22 protein-coding genes are annotated in these 18,277 nt (G+C 43.9%); 16 read left to right on the plus strand and 6 right to left on the minus strand.

Annotated elements, in window-relative coordinates; all coding sequences use genetic code 11:
• The 3 genes from BP549_RS12970 to BP549_RS12980 form a co-directional block, all read left to right on the plus strand.
• Positions 1-402, plus strand: a 402-nt coding sequence (locus tag BP549_RS12970; protein ID WP_292381256.1) for a PKD domain-containing protein, incomplete at its 5' end; no start/stop codon positions are given.
• Positions 402-1,433 (plus strand): signal peptidase I, encoded by a 1,032-nt coding sequence (locus tag BP549_RS12975; RefSeq protein ID WP_292381258.1) that lies wholly within the window; start codon positions 402-404, stop codon positions 1,431-1,433. The genes BP549_RS12970 and BP549_RS12975, both read left to right, overlap by 1 nt.
• 261 nt (positions 1,434-1,694) lie before the next feature.
• The gene (locus BP549_RS12980) at positions 1,695-2,693 is read left to right on the plus strand and encodes a DUF5305 domain-containing protein (protein ID WP_292381260.1); all 999 of its coding nucleotides are present in this window, start codon (positions 1,695-1,697) and stop codon (positions 2,691-2,693) included.
• A gap of 334 nt (positions 2,694-3,027) precedes the next feature.
• On the opposite strand, the gene cofC is transcribed toward BP549_RS12980, so the two are convergent.
• The 4 genes from cofC to cofG all read right to left on the minus strand — a co-directional run bounded on the left by cofC (position 3,028) and on the right by cofG (position 7,341).
• Complete coding sequence (cofC, locus tag BP549_RS12985) at positions 3,028-3,654, minus strand: 2-phospho-L-lactate guanylyltransferase (RefSeq protein ID WP_292381263.1); 627 nt, start codon at positions 3,652-3,654, stop codon at positions 3,028-3,030.
• Between the two features lie 376 nt (positions 3,655-4,030).
• Complete coding sequence (cofH, locus tag BP549_RS12990) at positions 4,031-5,188, minus strand: 5-amino-6-(D-ribitylamino)uracil--L-tyrosine 4-hydroxyphenyl transferase CofH (protein ID WP_292381266.1); 1,158 nt, start codon at positions 5,186-5,188, stop codon at positions 4,031-4,033.
• A gap of 49 nt (positions 5,189-5,237) precedes the next feature.
• Positions 5,238-6,362: a 5-amino-6-(D-ribitylamino)uracil--L-tyrosine 4-hydroxyphenyl transferase CofH gene (gene cofH / locus BP549_RS12995; RefSeq protein WP_292381268.1), complete on the minus strand. Its 1,125-nt coding sequence runs from the start codon at positions 6,360-6,362 to the stop codon at positions 5,238-5,240.
• Between the two features lie 25 nt (positions 6,363-6,387).
• Entirely contained in the window at positions 6,388-7,341 is a 954-nt protein-coding gene (gene cofG / locus BP549_RS13000) for a 7,8-didemethyl-8-hydroxy-5-deazariboflavin synthase CofG (RefSeq protein WP_292381529.1), read from the minus strand.
• Here cofG and BP549_RS13005 point away from each other — a divergent pair.
• A complete protein-coding gene (locus tag BP549_RS13005) occupies positions 7,276-7,419 on the plus strand; it encodes a hypothetical protein (RefSeq protein ID WP_292381271.1) in 144 nt (47 codons plus the stop codon). The two genes, cofG and BP549_RS13005, sit on opposite strands and share 66 nt — an antisense overlap.
• A gap of 4 nt (positions 7,420-7,423) precedes the next feature.
• Here the strand turns inward: BP549_RS13005 and BP549_RS13010 are convergent, their stop codons facing one another.
• Positions 7,424-8,701 (minus strand): phytoene desaturase family protein, encoded by a 1,278-nt coding sequence (locus tag BP549_RS13010; protein WP_292381273.1) that lies wholly within the window; start codon positions 8,699-8,701, stop codon positions 7,424-7,426.
• The gene (locus BP549_RS13015; RefSeq protein ID WP_292373091.1) at positions 8,698-8,859 is read right to left on the minus strand and encodes a 4Fe-4S binding protein; all 162 of its coding nucleotides are present in this window, start codon (positions 8,857-8,859) and stop codon (positions 8,698-8,700) included. Before BP549_RS13015 ends, BP549_RS13010 begins: the two co-directional genes overlap by 4 nt.
• Positions 8,860-9,612: 753 nt before the next feature.
• On the opposite strand from BP549_RS13015, the gene BP549_RS13020 reads away from it, so the two are divergent.
• From BP549_RS13020 to fpoM, 12 genes are all read left to right on the plus strand, one after another.
• Positions 9,613-9,846 carry a hypothetical protein gene (locus BP549_RS13020; RefSeq protein WP_292381276.1) on the plus strand — a complete coding sequence of 78 codons (234 nt, stop codon included), beginning with the start codon at positions 9,613-9,615 and terminating at the stop codon, positions 9,844-9,846.
• A 40-nt stretch (positions 9,847-9,886) separates the two neighbouring features.
• A complete protein-coding gene (gene fpoA / locus BP549_RS13025) occupies positions 9,887-10,261 on the plus strand; it encodes a F420H2 dehydrogenase subunit FpoA (RefSeq protein ID WP_292381531.1) in 375 nt (124 codons plus the stop codon).
• A complete protein-coding gene (fpoB, locus tag BP549_RS13030; RefSeq protein WP_292381277.1) occupies positions 10,249-10,803 on the plus strand; it encodes a F(420)H(2) dehydrogenase subunit B in 555 nt (184 codons plus the stop codon). Before fpoA ends, fpoB begins: the two co-directional genes overlap by 13 nt.
• 74 nt (positions 10,804-10,877) lie before the next feature.
• The gene (fpoC, locus tag BP549_RS13035) at positions 10,878-11,354 is read left to right on the plus strand and encodes a F420H2 dehydrogenase subunit FpoC (protein ID WP_292381280.1); all 477 of its coding nucleotides are present in this window, start codon (positions 10,878-10,880) and stop codon (positions 11,352-11,354) included.
• A gap of 9 nt (positions 11,355-11,363) precedes the next feature.
• Complete coding sequence (gene fpoD / locus BP549_RS13040; protein ID WP_292381283.1) at positions 11,364-12,488, plus strand: F420H2 dehydrogenase subunit FpoD; 1,125 nt, start codon at positions 11,364-11,366, stop codon at positions 12,486-12,488.
• Positions 12,489-12,493: 5 nt separating this feature from the next.
• The gene (fpoH, locus tag BP549_RS13045) at positions 12,494-13,534 is read left to right on the plus strand and encodes a F420H2 dehydrogenase subunit FpoH (RefSeq protein ID WP_292381286.1); all 1,041 of its coding nucleotides are present in this window, start codon (positions 12,494-12,496) and stop codon (positions 13,532-13,534) included.
• A gap of 4 nt (positions 13,535-13,538) precedes the next feature.
• Positions 13,539-13,949: a F420H2 dehydrogenase subunit FpoI gene (gene fpoI / locus BP549_RS13050; RefSeq protein ID WP_292381288.1), complete on the plus strand. Its 411-nt coding sequence runs from the start codon at positions 13,539-13,541 to the stop codon at positions 13,947-13,949.
• Positions 13,946-14,236, plus strand: coding sequence for an NADH-quinone oxidoreductase subunit J (locus tag BP549_RS13055; protein WP_292381290.1), 291 nt, complete (start codon positions 13,946-13,948; stop codon positions 14,234-14,236). The genes fpoI and BP549_RS13055 overlap by 4 nt, the downstream gene beginning before the upstream one ends.
• On the plus strand, positions 14,226-14,477 hold the full coding sequence (fpoJ, locus tag BP549_RS13060) for a F420H2 dehydrogenase subunit FpoJ (RefSeq protein ID WP_292373076.1): 252 nt from the start codon (positions 14,226-14,228) through the stop codon (positions 14,475-14,477). The genes BP549_RS13055 and fpoJ overlap by 11 nt, the downstream gene beginning before the upstream one ends.
• Positions 14,474-14,776 (plus strand): F420H2 dehydrogenase subunit FpoK, encoded by a 303-nt coding sequence (gene fpoK / locus BP549_RS13065; protein WP_292381292.1) that lies wholly within the window; start codon positions 14,474-14,476, stop codon positions 14,774-14,776. Before fpoJ ends, fpoK begins: the two co-directional genes overlap by 4 nt.
• Positions 14,770-16,788, plus strand: a complete 2,019-nt coding sequence (gene fpoL / locus BP549_RS13070; RefSeq protein ID WP_292381294.1) for a F420H2 dehydrogenase subunit FpoL — start codon at positions 14,770-14,772, stop codon at positions 16,786-16,788. Before fpoK ends, fpoL begins: the two co-directional genes overlap by 7 nt.
• Complete coding sequence (fpoM, locus tag BP549_RS13075; RefSeq protein ID WP_292381295.1) at positions 16,788-18,275, plus strand: F(420)H(2) dehydrogenase subunit M; 1,488 nt, start codon at positions 16,788-16,790, stop codon at positions 18,273-18,275. The genes fpoL and fpoM overlap by 1 nt, the downstream gene beginning before the upstream one ends.
• The last annotated feature ends 2 nt before the right edge of the window (positions 18,276-18,277 follow it).

An 18,277-nucleotide genomic window follows, 5' to 3' on the forward strand; every position in this document is an offset into this window, starting at 1 on the left:
GAGCAAAATCCTGTGCACATTTACTCTACAGCAGGAAATTACACGGTCAGGCTTACAGTAAGCAATGTACATAATACGAATTCAACTTTCTCTTCAATCACTGTCCTGCCACCGTCTCCTCCTGCAGCAAACTTTACAACTAACCTCACACTCGGTTCGGCTCCATTAACAGTGCAGTTTATTGATTTCTCCGAAAATGCATCAGAATGGAACTGGGACTTTGGAGATGGATCAACCTCAACTGAGCAAAATCCTGTGCACATTTACTCTACAGCAGGAAATTATACTATTACTCTGACTGCGTTCAATGTAGATGATCAGAATGTAAAAACAGGTGAGATTTCTGTATCTAAACCTCTAGATAAAAATGGGGATAATAACTCTAGAACGGAAACAGAATAATGAAAGAAATAAAAATTCTCCAGATAGCAATTTTTCTGCTCATTATAGTTTTTTTAGTCAGTGCTTTAATTCCATTCTTTACAGGGTCAGAGAAACCCATGATTGTATTGAGTGGAAGCATGACCCCGATAATGCTACCTGGAGATATGGTTATTATAAGATCCGTAGATCCAAATGACCTTGTTGTCGGGGACGTTATAGCCTTTAAAGATCCAGGGGATAAACCCAATAGTTTCATCACTCACCGAATAATTTCCTTAGAAGAAGGAAAAAAGCGTATCTTCCAGACAAAAGGGGATGCAAACAATGTAAAAGACGATTTTAAGGTGCCTGCATCAGATGTTGTGGGAAGACTAACATTTGTTATCCCATTTGTAGGCTATCTTCCCGAGATCTCAAAAAATAATCATATTTTTCTCTTGACAATCATAATGCCTGCAAGTTTGCTCGTCATCGAGGAAATAAGAAATTTGATTCTGTACAGCAACCCTGCACGTGCTAGAAAATTCGAAATCGAACAGAAGAAAATGGCCAGGAGAATCTATTATATGATAAAAGGGAAAAGACTGGCAGCAATCATTCTTATAACCGGGCTTATTTCTACAGGGATAGTCATACCCAATCTGGGAACGAATGGATCTATAATTCTTGAGAGAGAAAACACTATAGAGAATTCCAGATCTCTTCCTATGGTATACGTTTTCACACCTGAAGATTCGGGACAGAGAATTGCGATTAATTCCTGGTACGGAGTGGTTACTCCGGATAATGAGACTCAGGTTATCGCGCCGGAAAACACACCTTCAACGATCAGCTCGGTACCTTATGTTTTGCCGGTCTTCTGGATAGTTAAGCTTGCAGAAATAAACCCTTACTTTCCTGCTATTACAGGGGTTGGATTATATACTTTTCTATCTACACTACTTTTAGTTCCCCTCTGGTACCAAAAATCGAGTATTGGCAAAAAAAGTAAAAAGAGAAAGCTCCGCCGTTTGGTCGCACAGTGGAAGATGGCATTCCATCTGGAATAAACCTATGGAATCCATGCTCTAATGGAATTTGACGCTTATAGCCTTGTGAGTAATATAAACTTACCTGTCTGCAGGAATCAAAACGTGTACACTGTAAAACTAAGGTATCGAGTAACGAAAGTTTTCAAGTGTATGGAAAATGTCGCCTATCAATGATGGAATATCTGCATAACACATATGGAATAATCACTAGAAGATGGTGGTAAAACGGTAGAAACTGTACTCTTTAAATTAAAAAACATTTTAATAGACAATGCGAATATGCTCATCTTTATATCTTTTTTGGGAATGATTCTTTCTGGTCTCTGGATGCATGAGGAATATACCAGGGCATCATATGAAGAAAAGAATGTAACTTCCTATACGCAGCTTGGCAGTTATACATATTCAGCCCCTGTAACAAAGTCCAACCCTCTCTACCCGAAAGGTACTAGGCTTGAAATGGGAAATCCGGCTTATTTTTATTCAGTATCTCCTACCGCAGACATTTCTTTCGTATACAGCATTGAAGCCGAAGATTCTGCCGATCTCAATGTAAAAGCTAAGACAATGATTGTGGCAAAATGTGGGGAAGGGTTCGGAGAAGAGCAGGAAATTTTCTGGCAGAAAAATTTCCAGGTTGGCGATTCAATAACCACTAAGATGAAAAATGGAGATTCTCTGACCTCGCATTTTACCATTGACGTGCCTGAAATCCAATTAATGGTAAAGGAAGTGCAGGATCAGTTGAACTATTCCTCAAGTCCAACGACAGAAATTGTTACCATTATCCAGTATGAAGGGAAAATAAACGAAGAAAACGTTAAAGGTGTGAAAAATTTTGCTATACCTGTCAATATCAGTTCCACATACTATCAGATGCCTGAAAATCTAAGTTTCAGCGAAGATAAGTATAAAAGTATCATGATTAAAAAACCTCCTTCACTATCAAAGATCAAATTTCCTCTGTTTTTATTTTTGTTAAGCGCAATTTTAGAGGGCATGCTCATTCCTATCCGGAAAATGAATAAAATTGATCGGGCATACATAGAAAAATTAGAAAAAGAAAGCAAAAATTCGTCTTTTAAAGAGTTCATCAGCAAAGGAGAACTCCCAGAAGACAGGAAATCTTTTCTTCAGATTAAGATTTCTTCACTTAAGGACCTTGTGGATGCTGCTGTAGATATGAATGAAAGGGTAATTCATGATGCAAAATCGGGAGAATATTTCATAATTCATAATGGTACATTATATATTTTCTTTGACACATCATCAGAATAAAATACCAAAATGAGTAATTCAAGCTTGATGCTGTGAGTTTACTTAAGCTGAATACCTGCAGTTTGCTGTGAGTAGAAACTTGCCTAAGAATAGTTGTTAATCTGCATTCGAGAGCAAGTATCTTTAAATTATTTTTTAAACCCATACTGAGTTTTTGACAAATAGTTTAAAAACAAAAAATTAAAAGAGTATATGTGATGGTATATAAACCAATCAAGATAGAATTCAAATTTCTTATATTTTTATAGGTGGTATGGGAAAAAGATAAACTAATTACAAATAGGTCTTACTTAACAAGTTTTCCAATCATTCAACTATTGTTGCGCTGGTAACTTCAAATTGGAGCCAATCTTACCCTTCCCCTGCTTATTTCAAGCCTGAATTTTTTGTTTATATATTCTTTTGCAGGTCCTTTTCCATGTATGAGAAGTTCTACCAGATCTTCGGGCTCATCGATATCGGTACCTGCGAAGAAAGAGTCATATATCTCAAAGTTCTGCTCGAATTCGGCTGCAATTGAACAATGATTCAGAAAACTCGAACCATAATACCTTACCCTATAGCTCGAGGGATTCTTTATAAAAAGAGCATTGGTACCTCCCCCTTTCCCAGGGACGATACAGATATCCTTTTTAGTCGAAATTATTTCTTTTACGTGCTCAGAAGAAAGAAGGGGAAGATCAGCCATAACAATCATAACCGGCTCTTCAGCCTGCTCAAGATACCTGTTAAGAGCCTCGTTCAGATCGTCTTTGTCAAGAAGCACATTGGCTTTCTTCATATTCTCAAGTCCATACATCGAAGGACTGAGAATATCGATTTTTTCTATACCGGCTTCCTTAAGGGTGTCTATTACCTGATTCAGCATCAGTTCCACGAACTCTTCTCGCTCTTTCCGAGTCAAGACAGGGGACAATCTGGATTTTGCACTGGATTTTTTATAGGGGATTACAGCTTTCATCTGAACTCCTGAAAATCTAAGTTAGAATAAGTAAACATAAACCTTAAATTTAATTCACTGAAATTTATATAATTGATTAAAACCCCTGTGGCCGAAAATTCATTTTTCTTCTGGTTCCGGCTTGCAGGCGATTTTACTGGCTCTGGCTCATTTTAGATCATTAAGTTTACTGAAAAGGGAACATGAAAAGTCAGTAACTTTACAAAACTTGCCATCTCAGGCAAATTAACCTTATTCTATATGTCAGCCTTCTTGGCTCAGCTTAGTATCTTTTCATTATAGTTCAGCCCTCTTGAGCGAACGAAGTGAGCGAAAAGGGCTCCGTCCTCCCGAGACGGGACTCGGGTGACGGAACTCGGGCGGCAACTCGGGTAGGTTACTCTTTACTGCCTATCTTTGTTTTTCCTAAACTGGGAAGGGTGCCTACTCTATTAGGGAAGTCTGGTTCTACCTTTCTGTAGAGAGTATCTCTATGCATAGGGATTCTTCCTGCCCCTTTTATCATCCATTCGAATTCGGCGGGAGACACATATTCTCCGTGATTTCCTCCGGACGCTGTTGAGATCTGGTCTTCCATAAGCGTGCCTCCCAGATCATTTGCTCCGCAGTGCAGGGCGAATTGAGCAAGTTTTTTACCGAGCTTAACCCAGGTGGCCTGAATATTGTTTACATAAGTGTGGAGGATTATCCGGGAAATGGCAATGAGCTGCAGGTCTTCAAGTCCTGTGCTTGCAAACTTTCCGGATGCCAGTAGTTTTTCTCCTATCCTGTTATTATAGGGCAAAAAGGACATCGGAATAAGTTCTGTGAATCCTCTTGTTTCTTTCTGGATTTCTCGAATAGTGAATACATGATCCAGACGTTCTTCGAGCGTCTCCACATGACCATACATAATAGTTGCATTCGTGGAAATTCCGGTTTTATGAGCGGTTTTTATAGTATCTATCCATTGCTGAGTATTTATTTTTCCTGGACAGATTATCTTTCTCACCCTATCTGATAGAATCTCGGCCGAGGTTCCGGTAAGCGAATCAAGACCGCTTTCTTTAAGTTTACGCAGAGCCTCTTTTACGGGCATGCCTGAAATTCCCGCCGCATAGTTTACTTCCATCGGGGACAGAGCATGAATGCAGATTTCAGGAAACTCGGCTTTTATTGACTCTACAATCTCAAGATAGAACTCCATGTCGATTTCAGGGATATATCCTCCCTGGATACAAACCTCGACAACCCCGGCTTTTCTGGCCTCACATACCTTTTCCAGGATTTCTTCCACACTCAGTATGTACCCTTTTTCAGTTCTGTAAGCACAGAATCCGCAGTTTCCTACGCATTTATTTGTGATGTAAATATTTTGGTTGGTGACATAACTGACGGTATCGCCTACGGCATGGGCTCGCAGGGTGTCGGCAAGTTCGAATAACTCAAATGGGCTTCCTTTGAGCAGGATAAGCGCATCCTCTTTGGTACAGTTTCCCTCATATGCCCTCTCAAGGACATCATCGGGTATTGCTGTCGGTTTTTTCATGTACATCCCGATCATTCCTGTTTAAGCTAATATTTCTACCCCAATGGATAAATTCTCATTTGGCTCTGCACCCTGATCTCTTCGGATTTCGTGAGACCAGCTCATTAACTCTTCCGTACAGAGTGTTTCTCTCTTTTGGAACTCTACCGGCTCCATAGATCATCCATTCAAGTTCTTCTACAGATATCTGTTCTCCATTAGAAGCTCCTGCAGATCTGGAAATGCTTTCTTCCATAAGCGTACCCCCAAGATCGTTAGCGCCGCAGTGAAGGGCGAATTGAGCAAACTTTTTCCCTAACTTCACCCAGCTTGCTTGAATATTATCTACATGTCCGTAGAGTAGAATACGAGAAATTGCATAAGTTTTCAGATCCTCAAGTCCAGGAGTGGCATATCGACCTTCTTTAATCATCTTTTCCCCTACTGGATTATTATAGGGCATAAAAGGCAGGGGCACAAATTCAGTAATCCCGCCTGTTTCTTTCTGGATTTCCCTTATAATCAACATATGATCGATTCTCTCCTCTAGGGTCTCGATATGCCCATACATCATTGTTGCAGTTGTTGGAATGCCTGCAGCATGTGCCTGCCTAACTACCTCAATCCATTCTGCTGTCTTTAGTTTCGAGGGGCAGATTATCTCCCGCACCCTGTCTGAAAGAATTTCGGCTGCAGTTCCTGGCATTGTGTCAAGCCCACTTTTCTTGAGCCTGAAAAGGGCTTCTTTTACCGTGATTCCACTATTACGGGCAGCGTGGTATACTTCCATTGGTGAAAAAGAGTGAATATGCATTTCAGGAAACTCGGCTTTTATAGCTTCTACAATCCCAAGGTAAAAATCCAGGCCTACCTCAGGAAGAAGCCCGCCCTGAATACATACTTCTGTAGCATTTGCCTGTTCTGCCTCTCTGACCTTTCCCAGAATTTCCTCAAGGCTGAGAACCCGGCCTGTATTTGTCCGGAATGCACAGAATCTACAGGTTCCTACACATCGGCTGGTAAAGTTAATGTTCCGGTTTACTACGTAAGTAACTATATTTCCTGTTGCAAGGGAGCGGAGTTCGTCCGCAAACCTGAAGAGTTCTAAAGGAGGGAGCTCCAGGAGCAGAAGCCCATCTTCTTTTGTGCTTTTCCCCTGGTATGCACGTTCTATGAGATCTTCGGGAATCCTGTTATTCATTTTTCAATTTCTCCGCGTGCCCTTTTCAGGGTTGTTTCCTGTAACCGTCAGTATCCGCGAGTAGTTCTATAAGCTCGCCTATTCTACCCATATACCACCCTTTTTTTACATACTGAGGATAAATTGGCAGGCGTTCCCTGAGCAAAATAGGACCAAGTTTCTCTTTCAGGTTCTTTACATCCGGCCATTCGGCTTCAGGGTTAATCCAGTCAATTGTCAGTGGGGATATACCTCCCAGATCACCTACCCCTTTTGCGATAAGGGCTTTTGGATCTATAAGGTTTGGGGCAACCTGCACTGCCACATCAGGAGGGAGAATCTGCCTTGCCAGGACTATAGTATCAATCATCTGCTCTACCGTAGGTGCGGGAAAGTTTTCCATTGCCGTTCCGGGTTTTGGGGCAAAATTCTGGATTATAACCTCTTGGATATGCCCGTATTCCATGTGGAGGTCCGCAATAGCCTTAAGGGACTCTATTCTGTCCTCCCTTTTCTCCCCAATCCCTACAAGGAGGCCTGTAGTATAGGGAATCTGGAGTTTTCCGGCTTCACGGATGGTCTCAAGCCTGAGTTCTGGAACTTTACCAGGGCAGTCTTTATGGGCGTCCAGGATTGCCGTGCTTTCAAGCATGAGGCCCATGCTTGCGTTGAGAGGCTTTAAAGCCTTCAGCTCCGAACGCGTCATGATTCCTGCATTCGTATGAGGGAGGATTCCTATCTCGATTGCAGTTTCACAGAGAAAACAAAAGTATTCCAGGGTGGAAGAATAACCAAGTTCTTCAAGCCACTTCCTGTATTCTGGAACTTCCTCAGCATCCTCTCCGAAGGTGAAAAGGGCTTCAGTGCACCCCGCCTTTACCCCATTTTCAAGCACAGGAAGGATTTCTCTGGGCTTCATGAGCCTGGCACCCGGTTGTCCGGGTTCCCGCCTGAAGCCGCAGTACCCACAATGGTTCCTGCAGATGTTGGTTACAGGGATGAAAACATTTTTCGAGTAGGTTACAAAACTGGAATTTTTTGGTGGAATGGTAAAACACCTGCTGGGGTTTGTTTCTGAAATTTCAGCCTAAGACTTTCTTCATGGTTGAAGCTACACCGAGAGTTAAACCTTCGACTTCGATGCCTCCTCTACCTTTGGCTCCGTCCCCTACAACGTAGAGCCCGGGAATCGGAGTTTCATTGCCAGGGTCGGTACCTGAGGCTGCCCTGTTTACCGGCCAGTTGTCATGGTATGACTGAATGAGCAGAACTTCGTATTTTTTGTCGGGAAAGATTTCTTTAAGATCCTGAAGCCCTAATTCTATTTCGGCTTCGAGATTTTTCACATTCTCTGGAGCTACGTATTGATGGGACATTGTAAGGTGCTTGCCAGGTGGAGCGAGTTTAGGATCAACATGCGTAACCTCATCGATCCCATTTACCCTTCTTGCGTATGGGGTCAGAAGGACACCCGAGTGCCCTACTAGCGGTTCGTCTGCAGAAAGGCAAATCTTTATGCCGGCCGAGGGTTTCAGGGTTTCAAGCTTTTTGAGGTATTCTGAGTCTTTCTCTACTGCAAGAGCTTCCCTGCAAAGACAGGCTGTTGCAACATGTCCCAGATTGCTGATGACCAGATCTGCTTTATAGGCTTCCTCCCCAATGAGCACGCCTGCAGCTTTGCCGTTTTCCAAAAGGATTTTTGAAACCTCAGTTTTAGTATGAATCTCTCCGCCGTTTGCAGTAATTACACTTTCCAGAGCATCGATCACTCCTTTGCATCCTCCAATAGGAATGCCTGGACCACCGAATCTGTACATGTTTTCGATAATCTCGAAGATTTCCTCTACAGGGACTTCATCACTTCTCATGCTCAATGCCCAGCCGCAGAACGAATCTGCAAATTTTACAAGCCATTCGTCCTTAAACTGGGTTTTGATCCAGGCCTGCAGACTGCTTCCTGTCGGGTGGTTCTTTCGTGTACTTACTATAAGAAGGGCGATCTTCAGGCGGTCTTTGTGTGAGAGAAGTGTGGAAAAATCAGAAAAAGAAATATCTTTGAAGCCTTTAGCATAATCTAGACTACCCTTTTTCAGGGGTACGCGCACGGTTGTTAAGTCTGATCTCACGATCTTCACATCAGCCCCAACCTCCTTAAGAAACTGGGCCAGAGGGCCTGAAGGTCCGTGAGGTAGGATATGGAAAGCTCCGCTTGAAAGCTGGAAGCCTTTGTAACTGAGGTTTGTAAATCTTCCTCCGGTTATAGGAAGCCTTTCAAAAACGTCTACCTGGTATCCTGCCTTTGAGAGCCTGGCAGCACTTAAAAGCCCTCCAAGTCCCGCACCAATTACAATCGCTTTCACGCTGACACCTCTATGGCCTTAACAGGACAGTAGAGAACGCAGATTCCGCAGTCTACGCAGGCGTCAGTAGCTCGTGCCTTTCCTTTTACCTCTATTGCTCCTTTTTTGCAAAAAGAAACACACTGGCCGCACCCTACACAATTATCATTAATCTTCATGCGATTCCACCAGCTTTTCTATCATGAAAGGACTTATTATAATGTATTGGTACTGTGTGTTCTCAGGATTATACTCAGCAGATTATATTAAGAAGTGTTATATTCTCTTTGCCGTAAGTGCGGCGACTTATTTCGTACTCGGTAACATAATTTTTTCTGTTTTTATACTATGTTGCTGCGGACTTTGCTATCAATTTTAATTATATCTCGCAATAAGTAAAAATGGACTCTTTCATTTCAGATTCTGTGGCAAGAGAATCTCGACTATTTTTCAACCTTTTATTATTTTTGTTTTTGGCGAGGCCTGAAAAGCTTTTTATTCTAGGAATTCTCACGATTATTCTTATTATATTACGAATGCTTTATTCAATTTAAAATAATTATAATGTATATATATTTAATTGTACACACATGGAGCCCACTTATATCTACTATATATTATATTTTACTATGAATTATATTTTATCTGTTATATTATTGATGTTTTGGATGTCTCGGAGGGAGTAGCATTTCTGTAATTAATATCTAACTTAGTAAGCGGACAGTGATTTTGCTCCAATTTTTTAAACATATCTATATTTTTAAAGACGAATTTTTAATTATTTATACTTAATATTTATATATTTATATATTATTCATTATCTAGCAAATATCTGTAGACAACGCCTTACTCATTTGCAGGACTAAATATGGAGTTCTGTAATCTTAATTATTAATCATATTAATTTCACTCAATTATACCTATGCTGCCTGATGCAGGATCTCTCCTGCACTTCTGGCAATTTATTCCATAATTTCCGGGCAAATGAACCTATATTTTCAGAGCCCGGAAGCAAATGTCTGTACGCAGGAATCCTGTTCATTAAAAATGAGGATCTGTGGATTCAGACATTTCTAAGGGCCTGTGTCTGGACTGAAAACGATTTTCCTCAAACCAGGGTGCTCGGACACAGTTTTTTGTCCAAACCCACAATCCATGTCATGTAACGCTTCAATTCAGGTTGCCACACTTTGACAGGTGATACTAATGTCTGGAATAATTGATAGCTACATACCAGTTGCAATATTTCTGGTCATTGCAATTCTCATGCCACCAATGACAATGTTTATGGTAAAGAAACTGAGCCCGAGGAGCAAGGCAGCTAGCAAATATACTACATACGAATCGGGCTCGGTTCCCACAGGAACTGCAAGGATCCAGTTCAATGTTGAGTACTACCTTTATGCGATTGCTTTTGTGCTCTTTGACGTAGAGGTGCTTTTCCTTTATCCCTGGGCTACAGTCTATAAGGGGCACGGGATCACCTCAATTGCATTAGTTGAGATGTTTGCCTTTATTTTTATACTACTATTTGGATATATTTATCTCTGGAAGAAGGGGGCCCTTACGTGGGTGAAGTGAAGGAGCAAAAAACGAGTACATCAGATGAGACCTCTGTAGAAGAAGTCCCTGGTGTTATCACAACGACGGCGAGTGCGATCAGTGACTTCCTCAAGAAAACTAAGGCTCAGGATCTTATCAATTGGGGAAGGAAAAACTCAATGTGGTTCATGACCCAGCCTATGGGCTGCTGCGGGGTAGAGATGATTGCTATGGGCTGTGCCCACTATGATACTGACCGTTTCGGGATTATTCCGAGAAACTCTCCAAGACAGGCCGATGTCATGCTCATCAGCGGTTACGTGACAAAGAAATACCTGCCCGCTCTGAAGAGACTCTGGGAACAGATGCCTTCTCCCAAGTGGGTCATCGCTATTGGAGATTGTTCGATTAGTGGTGGCCCGTTTTATGAGTCTTACAGTACGGTTCAGAACATTGATGAGATATTTCCAATCGATGTTTTCGTTCCAGGATGCCCTCCAAGGCCCGAAGCCATGCTCCAGGGCTTTGTGGAACTCCAGGAAAAAATAAAGGCCAAAAAAGACCTTGGCACGGAGTATTAAGGTCATTGAATTAAGGTTATTGGGTTTTTTCTGAAATTTCAGAATTAAATTTCAGAATTATTTGGGGGAAAATTATGGATGTCACAGAAATTCTCAAGTCATTAACAGGTAGATTTCCTGAGGCAATTTCCGAAGCAATTGTCGAATCCGAAATCCGCGCCAGGGCATACGTGGATAAGGACGGAGTAAAAGAAGTCTGCCAGTACCTGAAGGATTCTCTTCAATTTGATCATCTCTGCGTAGTCTGCGGGGTTGACTACATAAAAAGGAATGAGATCGAGGTTGTCTATCATATCGCTTCATACAATCATCCTGTCGTTCTGATGCTGAAAGCCATACTTCCGAGGGAAAATCCGGAGATCGAATCCATTGTATCGGTGTACTGGAACTCAAACTGGTACGAAAGGGAAACTTACGAACTTTATGGGATTGTATTCAAAAACCACCCGAACCTAAAGCCACTGATACTTCCGGAAGATATGCTTGGAGAATGGCCCCTCAGGAAAGACTACAAGGGCTTTCCGAATAAAACGGCCAGAAACTTGGTGTGAGGGTGAAAAATGGAAGAACGTCTTGAACCAAACGAGATGATAATACACCTGGGGCCTCAGCATCCCATGCAGCCCGGTCCATTCAGGCTAAACCTGAGGTTAAAAGGGGAAACAGTCGTTGATGCTGACATCGAACTGGGTTACATTCATAAAGGCATTGAAAAGATTCTGGAGAACAAGACTTACCTCCAGGGAATCACAATCGTGGACAGGATCTGCTACCTTGTAGCTCTTGTAAACGAAGAGTGTTTTGTAGGCTGTGTCGAGAAATTACTGGATATAGAACCGCCTGAGAGGTCTAAATATATCAGGGTTATTCTTGAAGAACTTACAAGGATTCAGAGCCACCTGCTGGGTATAGGGGAATTTGCAGAATTTATCGGTTTTGTCTCTATGTTCATGTACGCGATCAGGGAAAGAGAAAATGTCGTGGGCCTGATCGATATGGTAACAGGGGCAAGGATTACTCACAGCTACCTGAAGTTCGGAGGAGTACGCGACGATCTTCCGGATGGATTTAAAGAAAAAACCCTCTCTGTCCTGAATGGCCTTAAAAAAGAAATCGATAACTTCGAGCAAATGTTCCACACTGACAGGATCTACAGGGAACGTACTGTAGGAGTCGGGGTTCTGACTGCAGATGCCGCAAAGAATCTCGGGGTTTCAGGGCCTGTTTTACGTGCAACCGGCGTACCCTTCGATATCCGGAAAAACGAGCCTTATCTGGTTTACAAAGATCTGGATTTCAAGGTCTGCACCGAAACCGCAGGAGACTGTTTTGCAAGAGTTCAAGTCAGGCTTAACGAGATCCGGGAAAGTATCTATATCCTGGAACAGTGCCTAGACCAGATTCCAGAAGGCCCTCTCTTCCCGGAAAATAGTCTGTATGGCAGGAGAACACCTGTAATGAGAGTTCCAGCAGGAGAAGTCTTCCATAGAGTGGAAGACCCCAGGGGAGAAATGGGGATGTACATGGTATCTGACGGTTCGGATAGGCCTTACAGGGTAAAAATCCGGGGCCCTTACTATCCCACCCTTCAAGCTCTGCCTCCACTTATCATAGGCACGACTGTTGCCGATGTAGCATCAATCTCGGGCAGCATGGACGGCTGTACCAGTGAAGCGGACAGGTGATTCTTATGACAGTAGTAATTCCTGATTATATAGCTCCTTTAATTCCCTGGGTCCGTGGAATAATCGGCCTTGTTCTCATCGGAGCTATCTTCATCGCAGCAATGGGAGCTGTCTGGATCGAGAGAAAGCTTTCTGCCGATATCCAGTCAAGGGTGGGCCCCTGCCGCGTAGGAAAATACGGGATTTTTCAGCTTGTAGCCGATGCAATCAAACTCTTTACTAAAGAAGACATAAAGCCACAAAATGCTGATAGTTTACTTTTTAATAATGCTAACATTTTCATGATAGGCTCTGTTTTTCTTGTGCTTGTTGCTCTTCCAGTGGGTGCGGTCTTCATTAATGGGGTTGAGTATCCGCTTGCGGTCACCGAGATGGACATCAGCGTACTTTACATCGAAGCAGTATCTGCATTATCCATTTTCGGAATTTTCATGGTTGGTTACGGCTCGAACAGTAAATATTCCCTGCTTGGGGCTTTTCGAAACTTCGCCAGGATGGTAGGGTATGAAGTGCCTCTCGGAATCTCCATCATAAGTGTGGCTGTCATGACAGGCTCCCTTAACATAGTAGATATTACGAGTGCGCAGGGCTTGTACTGGAATATTTTCCTCCAGCCCCTTGGGTGCTTTGTATTCTTCGTATCCCTTATGGCTGATATGGGAAGACTTCCCTTTGACCAGAACGAGTCCGAAGAAGAGATCATAGCAGGCTGGATTACGGAATACAGTGGAATGCGTTTCGGACTCGGTTTCTTTGCCGAATATATGCATATGGTGCTTGGTTCTTTCCTCGTAGCCCTTCTTTTCCTTGGCGGCTGGAACGTACCGGGCTTTATTGCAAACAATTCTTTCCTTGGCCTTATTGCCCCGACAGGTTTCCTGCTTATAAAAACTATCTTCGTGCTTATGGTAATTGTAGGGATCAGGTGGGTTGTTCCGAGATTCAGGATCGATCAGGTTGTTGACCTGAGCTGGAAGAAGATGTTTCCGCTTGCTCTTTTAAACCTTGTCTGGGCAGTTGGACTTGGACTTTACCTGGGAGCGTGAAATCATGGTTCTTAAAAACATTAAATATGCTATCAGAAACATTTCAAGGCCTCCCGTAACCAGAATGTATCCGGAAAAACCCAGCGAACTTTCCGACCGGTTCAGGGGGCTTCAGATACTTGACAAAAGTAAATGCATAGGCTGTGGTATCTGCGCCAATACCTGCCCCAATGCCGCAATCAAGATCGTAAAAGCTCCGATTGGGCCAGGCAGTGAGAAACAGCGTTGGTTCCCTCAGATTGACATAGGGCACTGCCTTTTCTGTGGGCTATGTATCGACCAATGTCCGAAAGGCGCACTTTCAAGCGGTAAGGAATACACAAAAGGTCTCGTTAAATGGCACCACAAAGACATGCTTATGACCCCTGAAAAACTCGCCAGGGAAGTCGATCTTGAGAAAGGTGACGAGAGATGATCGGACTTGAAACAATCGGATTAGCTCTGGAAATGGCCGTATTCGGGATTCTTGCTATCGCTACGGTATTCTTTGCAATCTTCGTGGTAATTGCAAAAGATATTGTGCGGGCCGGGCTTGCCCTAATCATGTGCATGTTTGGAATTGCAGCTCTCTACATCCTTTTGAATGCCCAGTTCCTGGGAGTTATTCAGGTGCTCGTTTACATCGGAGCAATTGGAGTGCTCATTCTCTTTGCGGTTATGCTGACAAAGCACGAGATAGGAGGTGAACCCGGTGAGGATTAATCAACCTTTAGCCTTTTTCGTAGCTCTGCTCTTTACAGCGGTTGTGGTAGTCGGGGCTTTTGGGACCTCCTGGAACACAGTTTCCGAACTCCCCCAAAACCCGGCTGACCAGAGTAATATAGAGGGCATAGGCATGCTGATTTTTACTCATTACGTAGCGCCTTTTGAGGTCCTTTCAATTGTCCTGCTCGCCTCCCTCATAGGAGCGATTTACATGGCAAAAGGGGAGGGTAACCGGTGATTCCTTTAAACTTTTACTTGGGGCTTGCAGCCCTACTCTTCTCAATCGGGCTCTATGGCGTAATGACACACAAAAACGGCATCAGGATGATTATGTGCATTGAGCTCATGCTCAACTCCGCAAACCTAAACCTTGTAGCTTTCTCAAGTTACACGAACACACTTGACGGTCAGGTTTTCGCCATCTTTTCAATTGCCCTTGCAGCCGCCGAAGCAGCGGTCGGGTTTGCAATCCTGATGGCAATCTACAGAATGCATGATAAGATTAACCTTGATGAGCTCAAGATCCTGAGGTGGTAAAAACGGCTCTGGAAGAATTTGCATTATTAATTCCACTGCTTCCGGCACTGGCTTTTGTGATCACCTTCTTCTTCGGTAGGAAAATGCCTTCGGGTGGGGCAATAGTCCCTATACTGGCAATTGCCACCTCTTTCGTAATCTCTTTAATAATTACTCTCAGGTTGCTGGCAAACCCCAGCGAGGTTATAAGCCAGTCCTATTCCTGGTTTGCAGTGCTCAACATCGGAATATTAATTGATCCTCTGGCTGCGGTAATGCTGTCAATGGTTTCTTTCGTGAGCCTGCTGATCCATATCTACGCGGTTAGCTATATGTCCGGTGACCCGGGAGAGTCCAGGTATTTTGCAGAAACCGCACTCTTTACTGCGGCAATGCTTTCCCTGGCGCTTTCGGACAACATCCTTCAGCTCTTTGTTTCCTGGGAACTTGTAGGACTGTGTTCTTATCTTCTGATCGGCTTCTGGTACGAAAGACCCTCGGCTGCAGCGGCTGCTAAGAAAGCTTTCCTGACAACCAGGGTAGGAGACGTAATGTTTCTTACCGGAATAATCGTACTGACTTCCGATCTCTTGAAACTTGCAGGAGGATTTTCGGACGGAACGTACCTGCTCCGCTTTGATGAAATCTTCAGCTATATCCCTCAGCTGTCTACACTTCAGGCAAACATTTTCGGTTTTGAAGTAAGCCACCTTACTATTATCACCCTGCTCTTCTTCGGAGGAGCCATAGGAAAGTCCGGTCAGTTTCCTCTGCATGTATGGCTGCCTGATGCAATGGAAGGCCCGACAACGGTTTCAGCCCTTATCCATGCTGCGACAATGGTTACTGCCGGGGTCTATCTGGTCACAAGAACCTTCCCGATGTTTATTGCGGCCCCTGACTCCCTTATGGTAGTCGCCTACCTCGGAGGCTTTACCGCGCTCTTTGCAGGCACAATGGGCATCGTAATGAACGACCTCAAGCGTGTGCTTGCTTACTCAACCATAGGCCAGCTCGGATACATGATGCTTGGCCTTGGCCTTGGTTCGGCAATAGGACTTGAAGCTGTTGGAATCTCCATTTTCCACCTTGTTAACCATGCTTTCTTTAAGGCGCTCCTTTTCCTCTGTGCAGGTAGTGTAATTCATGCAGTTGGCACCCAGGATATGAGAGAACTCGGAGGCGTAGGAAAGGTAATGCCAATTACTGCAGTTACCATGACAGTTGCAGCCCTTGCACTTGCAGGATTCGGGATTCCCGGAACCTCAATAGGAACAAGCGGTTTCATGTCAAAGGACCCGATTATTGAAGCTGCATATCTTTTTGGAGAACACAGCAGCAACTGGATCCCCTATATATTCTCAATTGCAGCCGCTCTTCTGACATCCATTTACATCTTCAGGCTGATCTTCATGACCTTTACAGGAGAGCCGAGAAGCAACTATCACGGGCACGAATCTCCTGCCATTATGACTATACCCCTGTCCATTCTTGCACTTTTTGCCCTTGCTTTCGGCTCACTGACAAGAACCGGTTTCATGAATTTCCTTGAGGAAACCTTTGCCAACAGCTTTGTAAACTTGGATATAGGAGACCTTGCCGGCATAGGCGGAAACAAGCTTGTAGAGGCAGCAGGGCACGAACCGCTCTTTGTCCTGTGGCTTCCGTTATTGGTCGCTGTTGTAGGTCTTGCAATTTCTTTCGTTATCTATTATTTGAGGATAATTAAACTCGGGTCGCTTGCTTCCATGAAGAATCCGGTTTACAGGCTGCTTTACAAGCGCTATTACCAGCATGAAATCTATACTGAGTTCTTCTCTCTCGGAATCGTATACGGAATCATTGCTTTCCTTTCGCAGGTGTTTGATGTGATCATTGACAGCATCGTGGAAGGAATCGGAATCCTTACAGTTGGGGTAAGTGAGGAGCTCCGGAGAGTTCAGACCGGGGTTATCCAGACTTATGCTACTGGAGTAATTGTGGGTGTAAGCCTGCTGATAATACTTATTAAGTTAATTCTGGAGGTGCTCTGATGCTGCCGGTCGCATCACTGTTGATTCTGGTGCCGCTTATTTTCGCAGCAGTGACCTTTTTCACAAAAACGAAAACGCAGGCTGCAGGACTGGCCTTTTTAGGGTCCCTTGCAACTCTCGGGCTTACTCTATATGCCTACCTGAAATTTGACAGCAGTACGGCTGCCATGCAGTTCTTTGAGTCGATAGAATGGATTCCATCGCTAGGCGCCAAATATTCCGTTGGAATTGATGGCATTTCCATGCCTCTAATTCTCCTGAACGCGATAGTTATCCCGTTCCTGATCCTTTACAGCTGGAATGAAGACAGGGAAGCTCCTAACAGGTTTTACGGTCTGATCCTTACCATGCAGGCTGCCGTTATAGGGGTCTTTGTAGCCCTTGATTTCCTGGTCTTCTATATTTTCTGGGAGCTTACTCTCATTCCTCTCTTCTTCATGGTGAATATCTGGGGAGGAGAAAAACGGGTCCATGCATCTTACAAATTCTTCATTTACACACATGTTGCCTCTCTGGTAATGCTGCTTGGGATCTTTGGACTCTTCTATGCCTCCTGGCAACAGACCGGGATTCCCACTTTTGATATCAGAGAGCTGGTCTCACAGTTCCAGTTCTTCGAATCAGGTCTGCTAAGGGATGCAATCTTCCTTTCAATAATCTTCGGATTCCTGACAAAGCTGCCTACCTTTCCCTTCCATTCCTGGCTGCCGGATGCCTATACCGAAGCCCCTACAGCAGGCAGTGTACTCTTTATCCTGCTTAAGATCGGAGGATACGGGCTTTTCAGAATCTCACTTCCAATGCTCCCAAACACTGGCAGTCCCAGGCTGATAATTATGCTGTTGGGCTTCCTTGGGGCTTTCAGCATCCTTTATGGGGCTCTTGTGGCTCTGAGACAGAAAGACCTCAAGCGCATGATCGCTTATTCCAGCTTGAGCCATATGGGATTTGTAATACTGGGTTCAGCAGGCCTTGTTACTCTGTCTGTTTCAGGCGCTATGTTCCAGCAGTTTTCCCACGGGCTTATTATGAGCATTCTGTTCATGTCCGCAGGAGCAATCCAGACAAACACGGGTACAAGGATAATCAATAACCTTGGCGGGCTTGCAAAGAAGATGCCGAACCTGGCTGTGATTATGATGCTCGGGTTTATGGCATCCCTTGGCCTGCCAGGACTAACCGGCTTTATTGCTGAATTCCTGGTGCTCGCCTTCAGCTACGTTAACCTGCCACAGTTTGTCCTGCTTGCCCTGCTAGCAATAGTGATTACTGCAGGTTACCACCTCTGGGCAATGCAGCGGGCAATGTTCGGAGTTTATAATGAGAAGCTTGGAGATGTCAGGGACATCAATTCTCTTCAGGTCTTTTCGATGGGAATAATTGCCCTGCTTGTGGTCTATTTTGGCTGGAACCCGAATCCGGTGCTTAATATGATGATTACGAATTCGGAAGCAATAGTAAGCCTCGCGGCTGCCCTGGGGGTGTAAGA

This window comes from Methanosarcina sp. UBA289, from assembly GCA_002496565.1.
Lineage (GTDB): Archaea > Halobacteriota > Methanosarcinia > Methanosarcinales > Methanosarcinaceae > Methanosarcina.

Coding starts and splice junctions, on each gene's coding strand:
- BP549_RS12980 (WP_292381260.1), top strand. CDS start 1,695: ATGCTCATCTTTATATCTTTTTTGGGAATGATTCTTTCTGGTCTCTGG.
- fpoA (WP_292381531.1), top strand. CDS start 9,887: ATGTCTGGAATAATTGATAGCTACATACCAGTTGCAATATTTCTGGTC.
- cofH (WP_292381268.1), bottom strand. CDS start 6,362: ATGAATAACAGGATTCCCGAAGATCTCATAGAACGTGCATACCAGGGG.
- fpoC (WP_292381280.1), top strand. CDS start 10,878: ATGGATGTCACAGAAATTCTCAAGTCATTAACAGGTAGATTTCCTGAG.
- cofH (WP_292381266.1), bottom strand. CDS start 5,188: ATGTACATGAAAAAACCGACAGCAATACCCGATGATGTCCTTGAGAGG.
- BP549_RS13020 (WP_292381276.1), top strand. CDS start 9,613: ATGCAGGATCTCTCCTGCACTTCTGGCAATTTATTCCATAATTTCCGG.
- BP549_RS13015 (WP_292373091.1), bottom strand. CDS start 8,859: ATGAAGATTAATGATAATTGTGTAGGGTGCGGCCAGTGTGTTTCTTTT.
- fpoH (WP_292381286.1), top strand. CDS start 12,494: ATGACAGTAGTAATTCCTGATTATATAGCTCCTTTAATTCCCTGGGTC.
- fpoM (WP_292381295.1), top strand. CDS start 16,788: ATGCTGCCGGTCGCATCACTGTTGATTCTGGTGCCGCTTATTTTCGCA.
- cofC (WP_292381263.1), bottom strand. CDS start 3,654: ATGAAAGCTGTAATCCCCTATAAAAAATCCAGTGCAAAATCCAGATTG.
- fpoI (WP_292381288.1), top strand. CDS start 13,539: ATGGTTCTTAAAAACATTAAATATGCTATCAGAAACATTTCAAGGCCT.
- BP549_RS13055 (WP_292381290.1), top strand. CDS start 13,946: ATGATCGGACTTGAAACAATCGGATTAGCTCTGGAAATGGCCGTATTC.
- fpoD (WP_292381283.1), top strand. CDS start 11,364: ATGGAAGAACGTCTTGAACCAAACGAGATGATAATACACCTGGGGCCT.
- BP549_RS12975 (WP_292381258.1), top strand. CDS start 402: ATGAAAGAAATAAAAATTCTCCAGATAGCAATTTTTCTGCTCATTATA.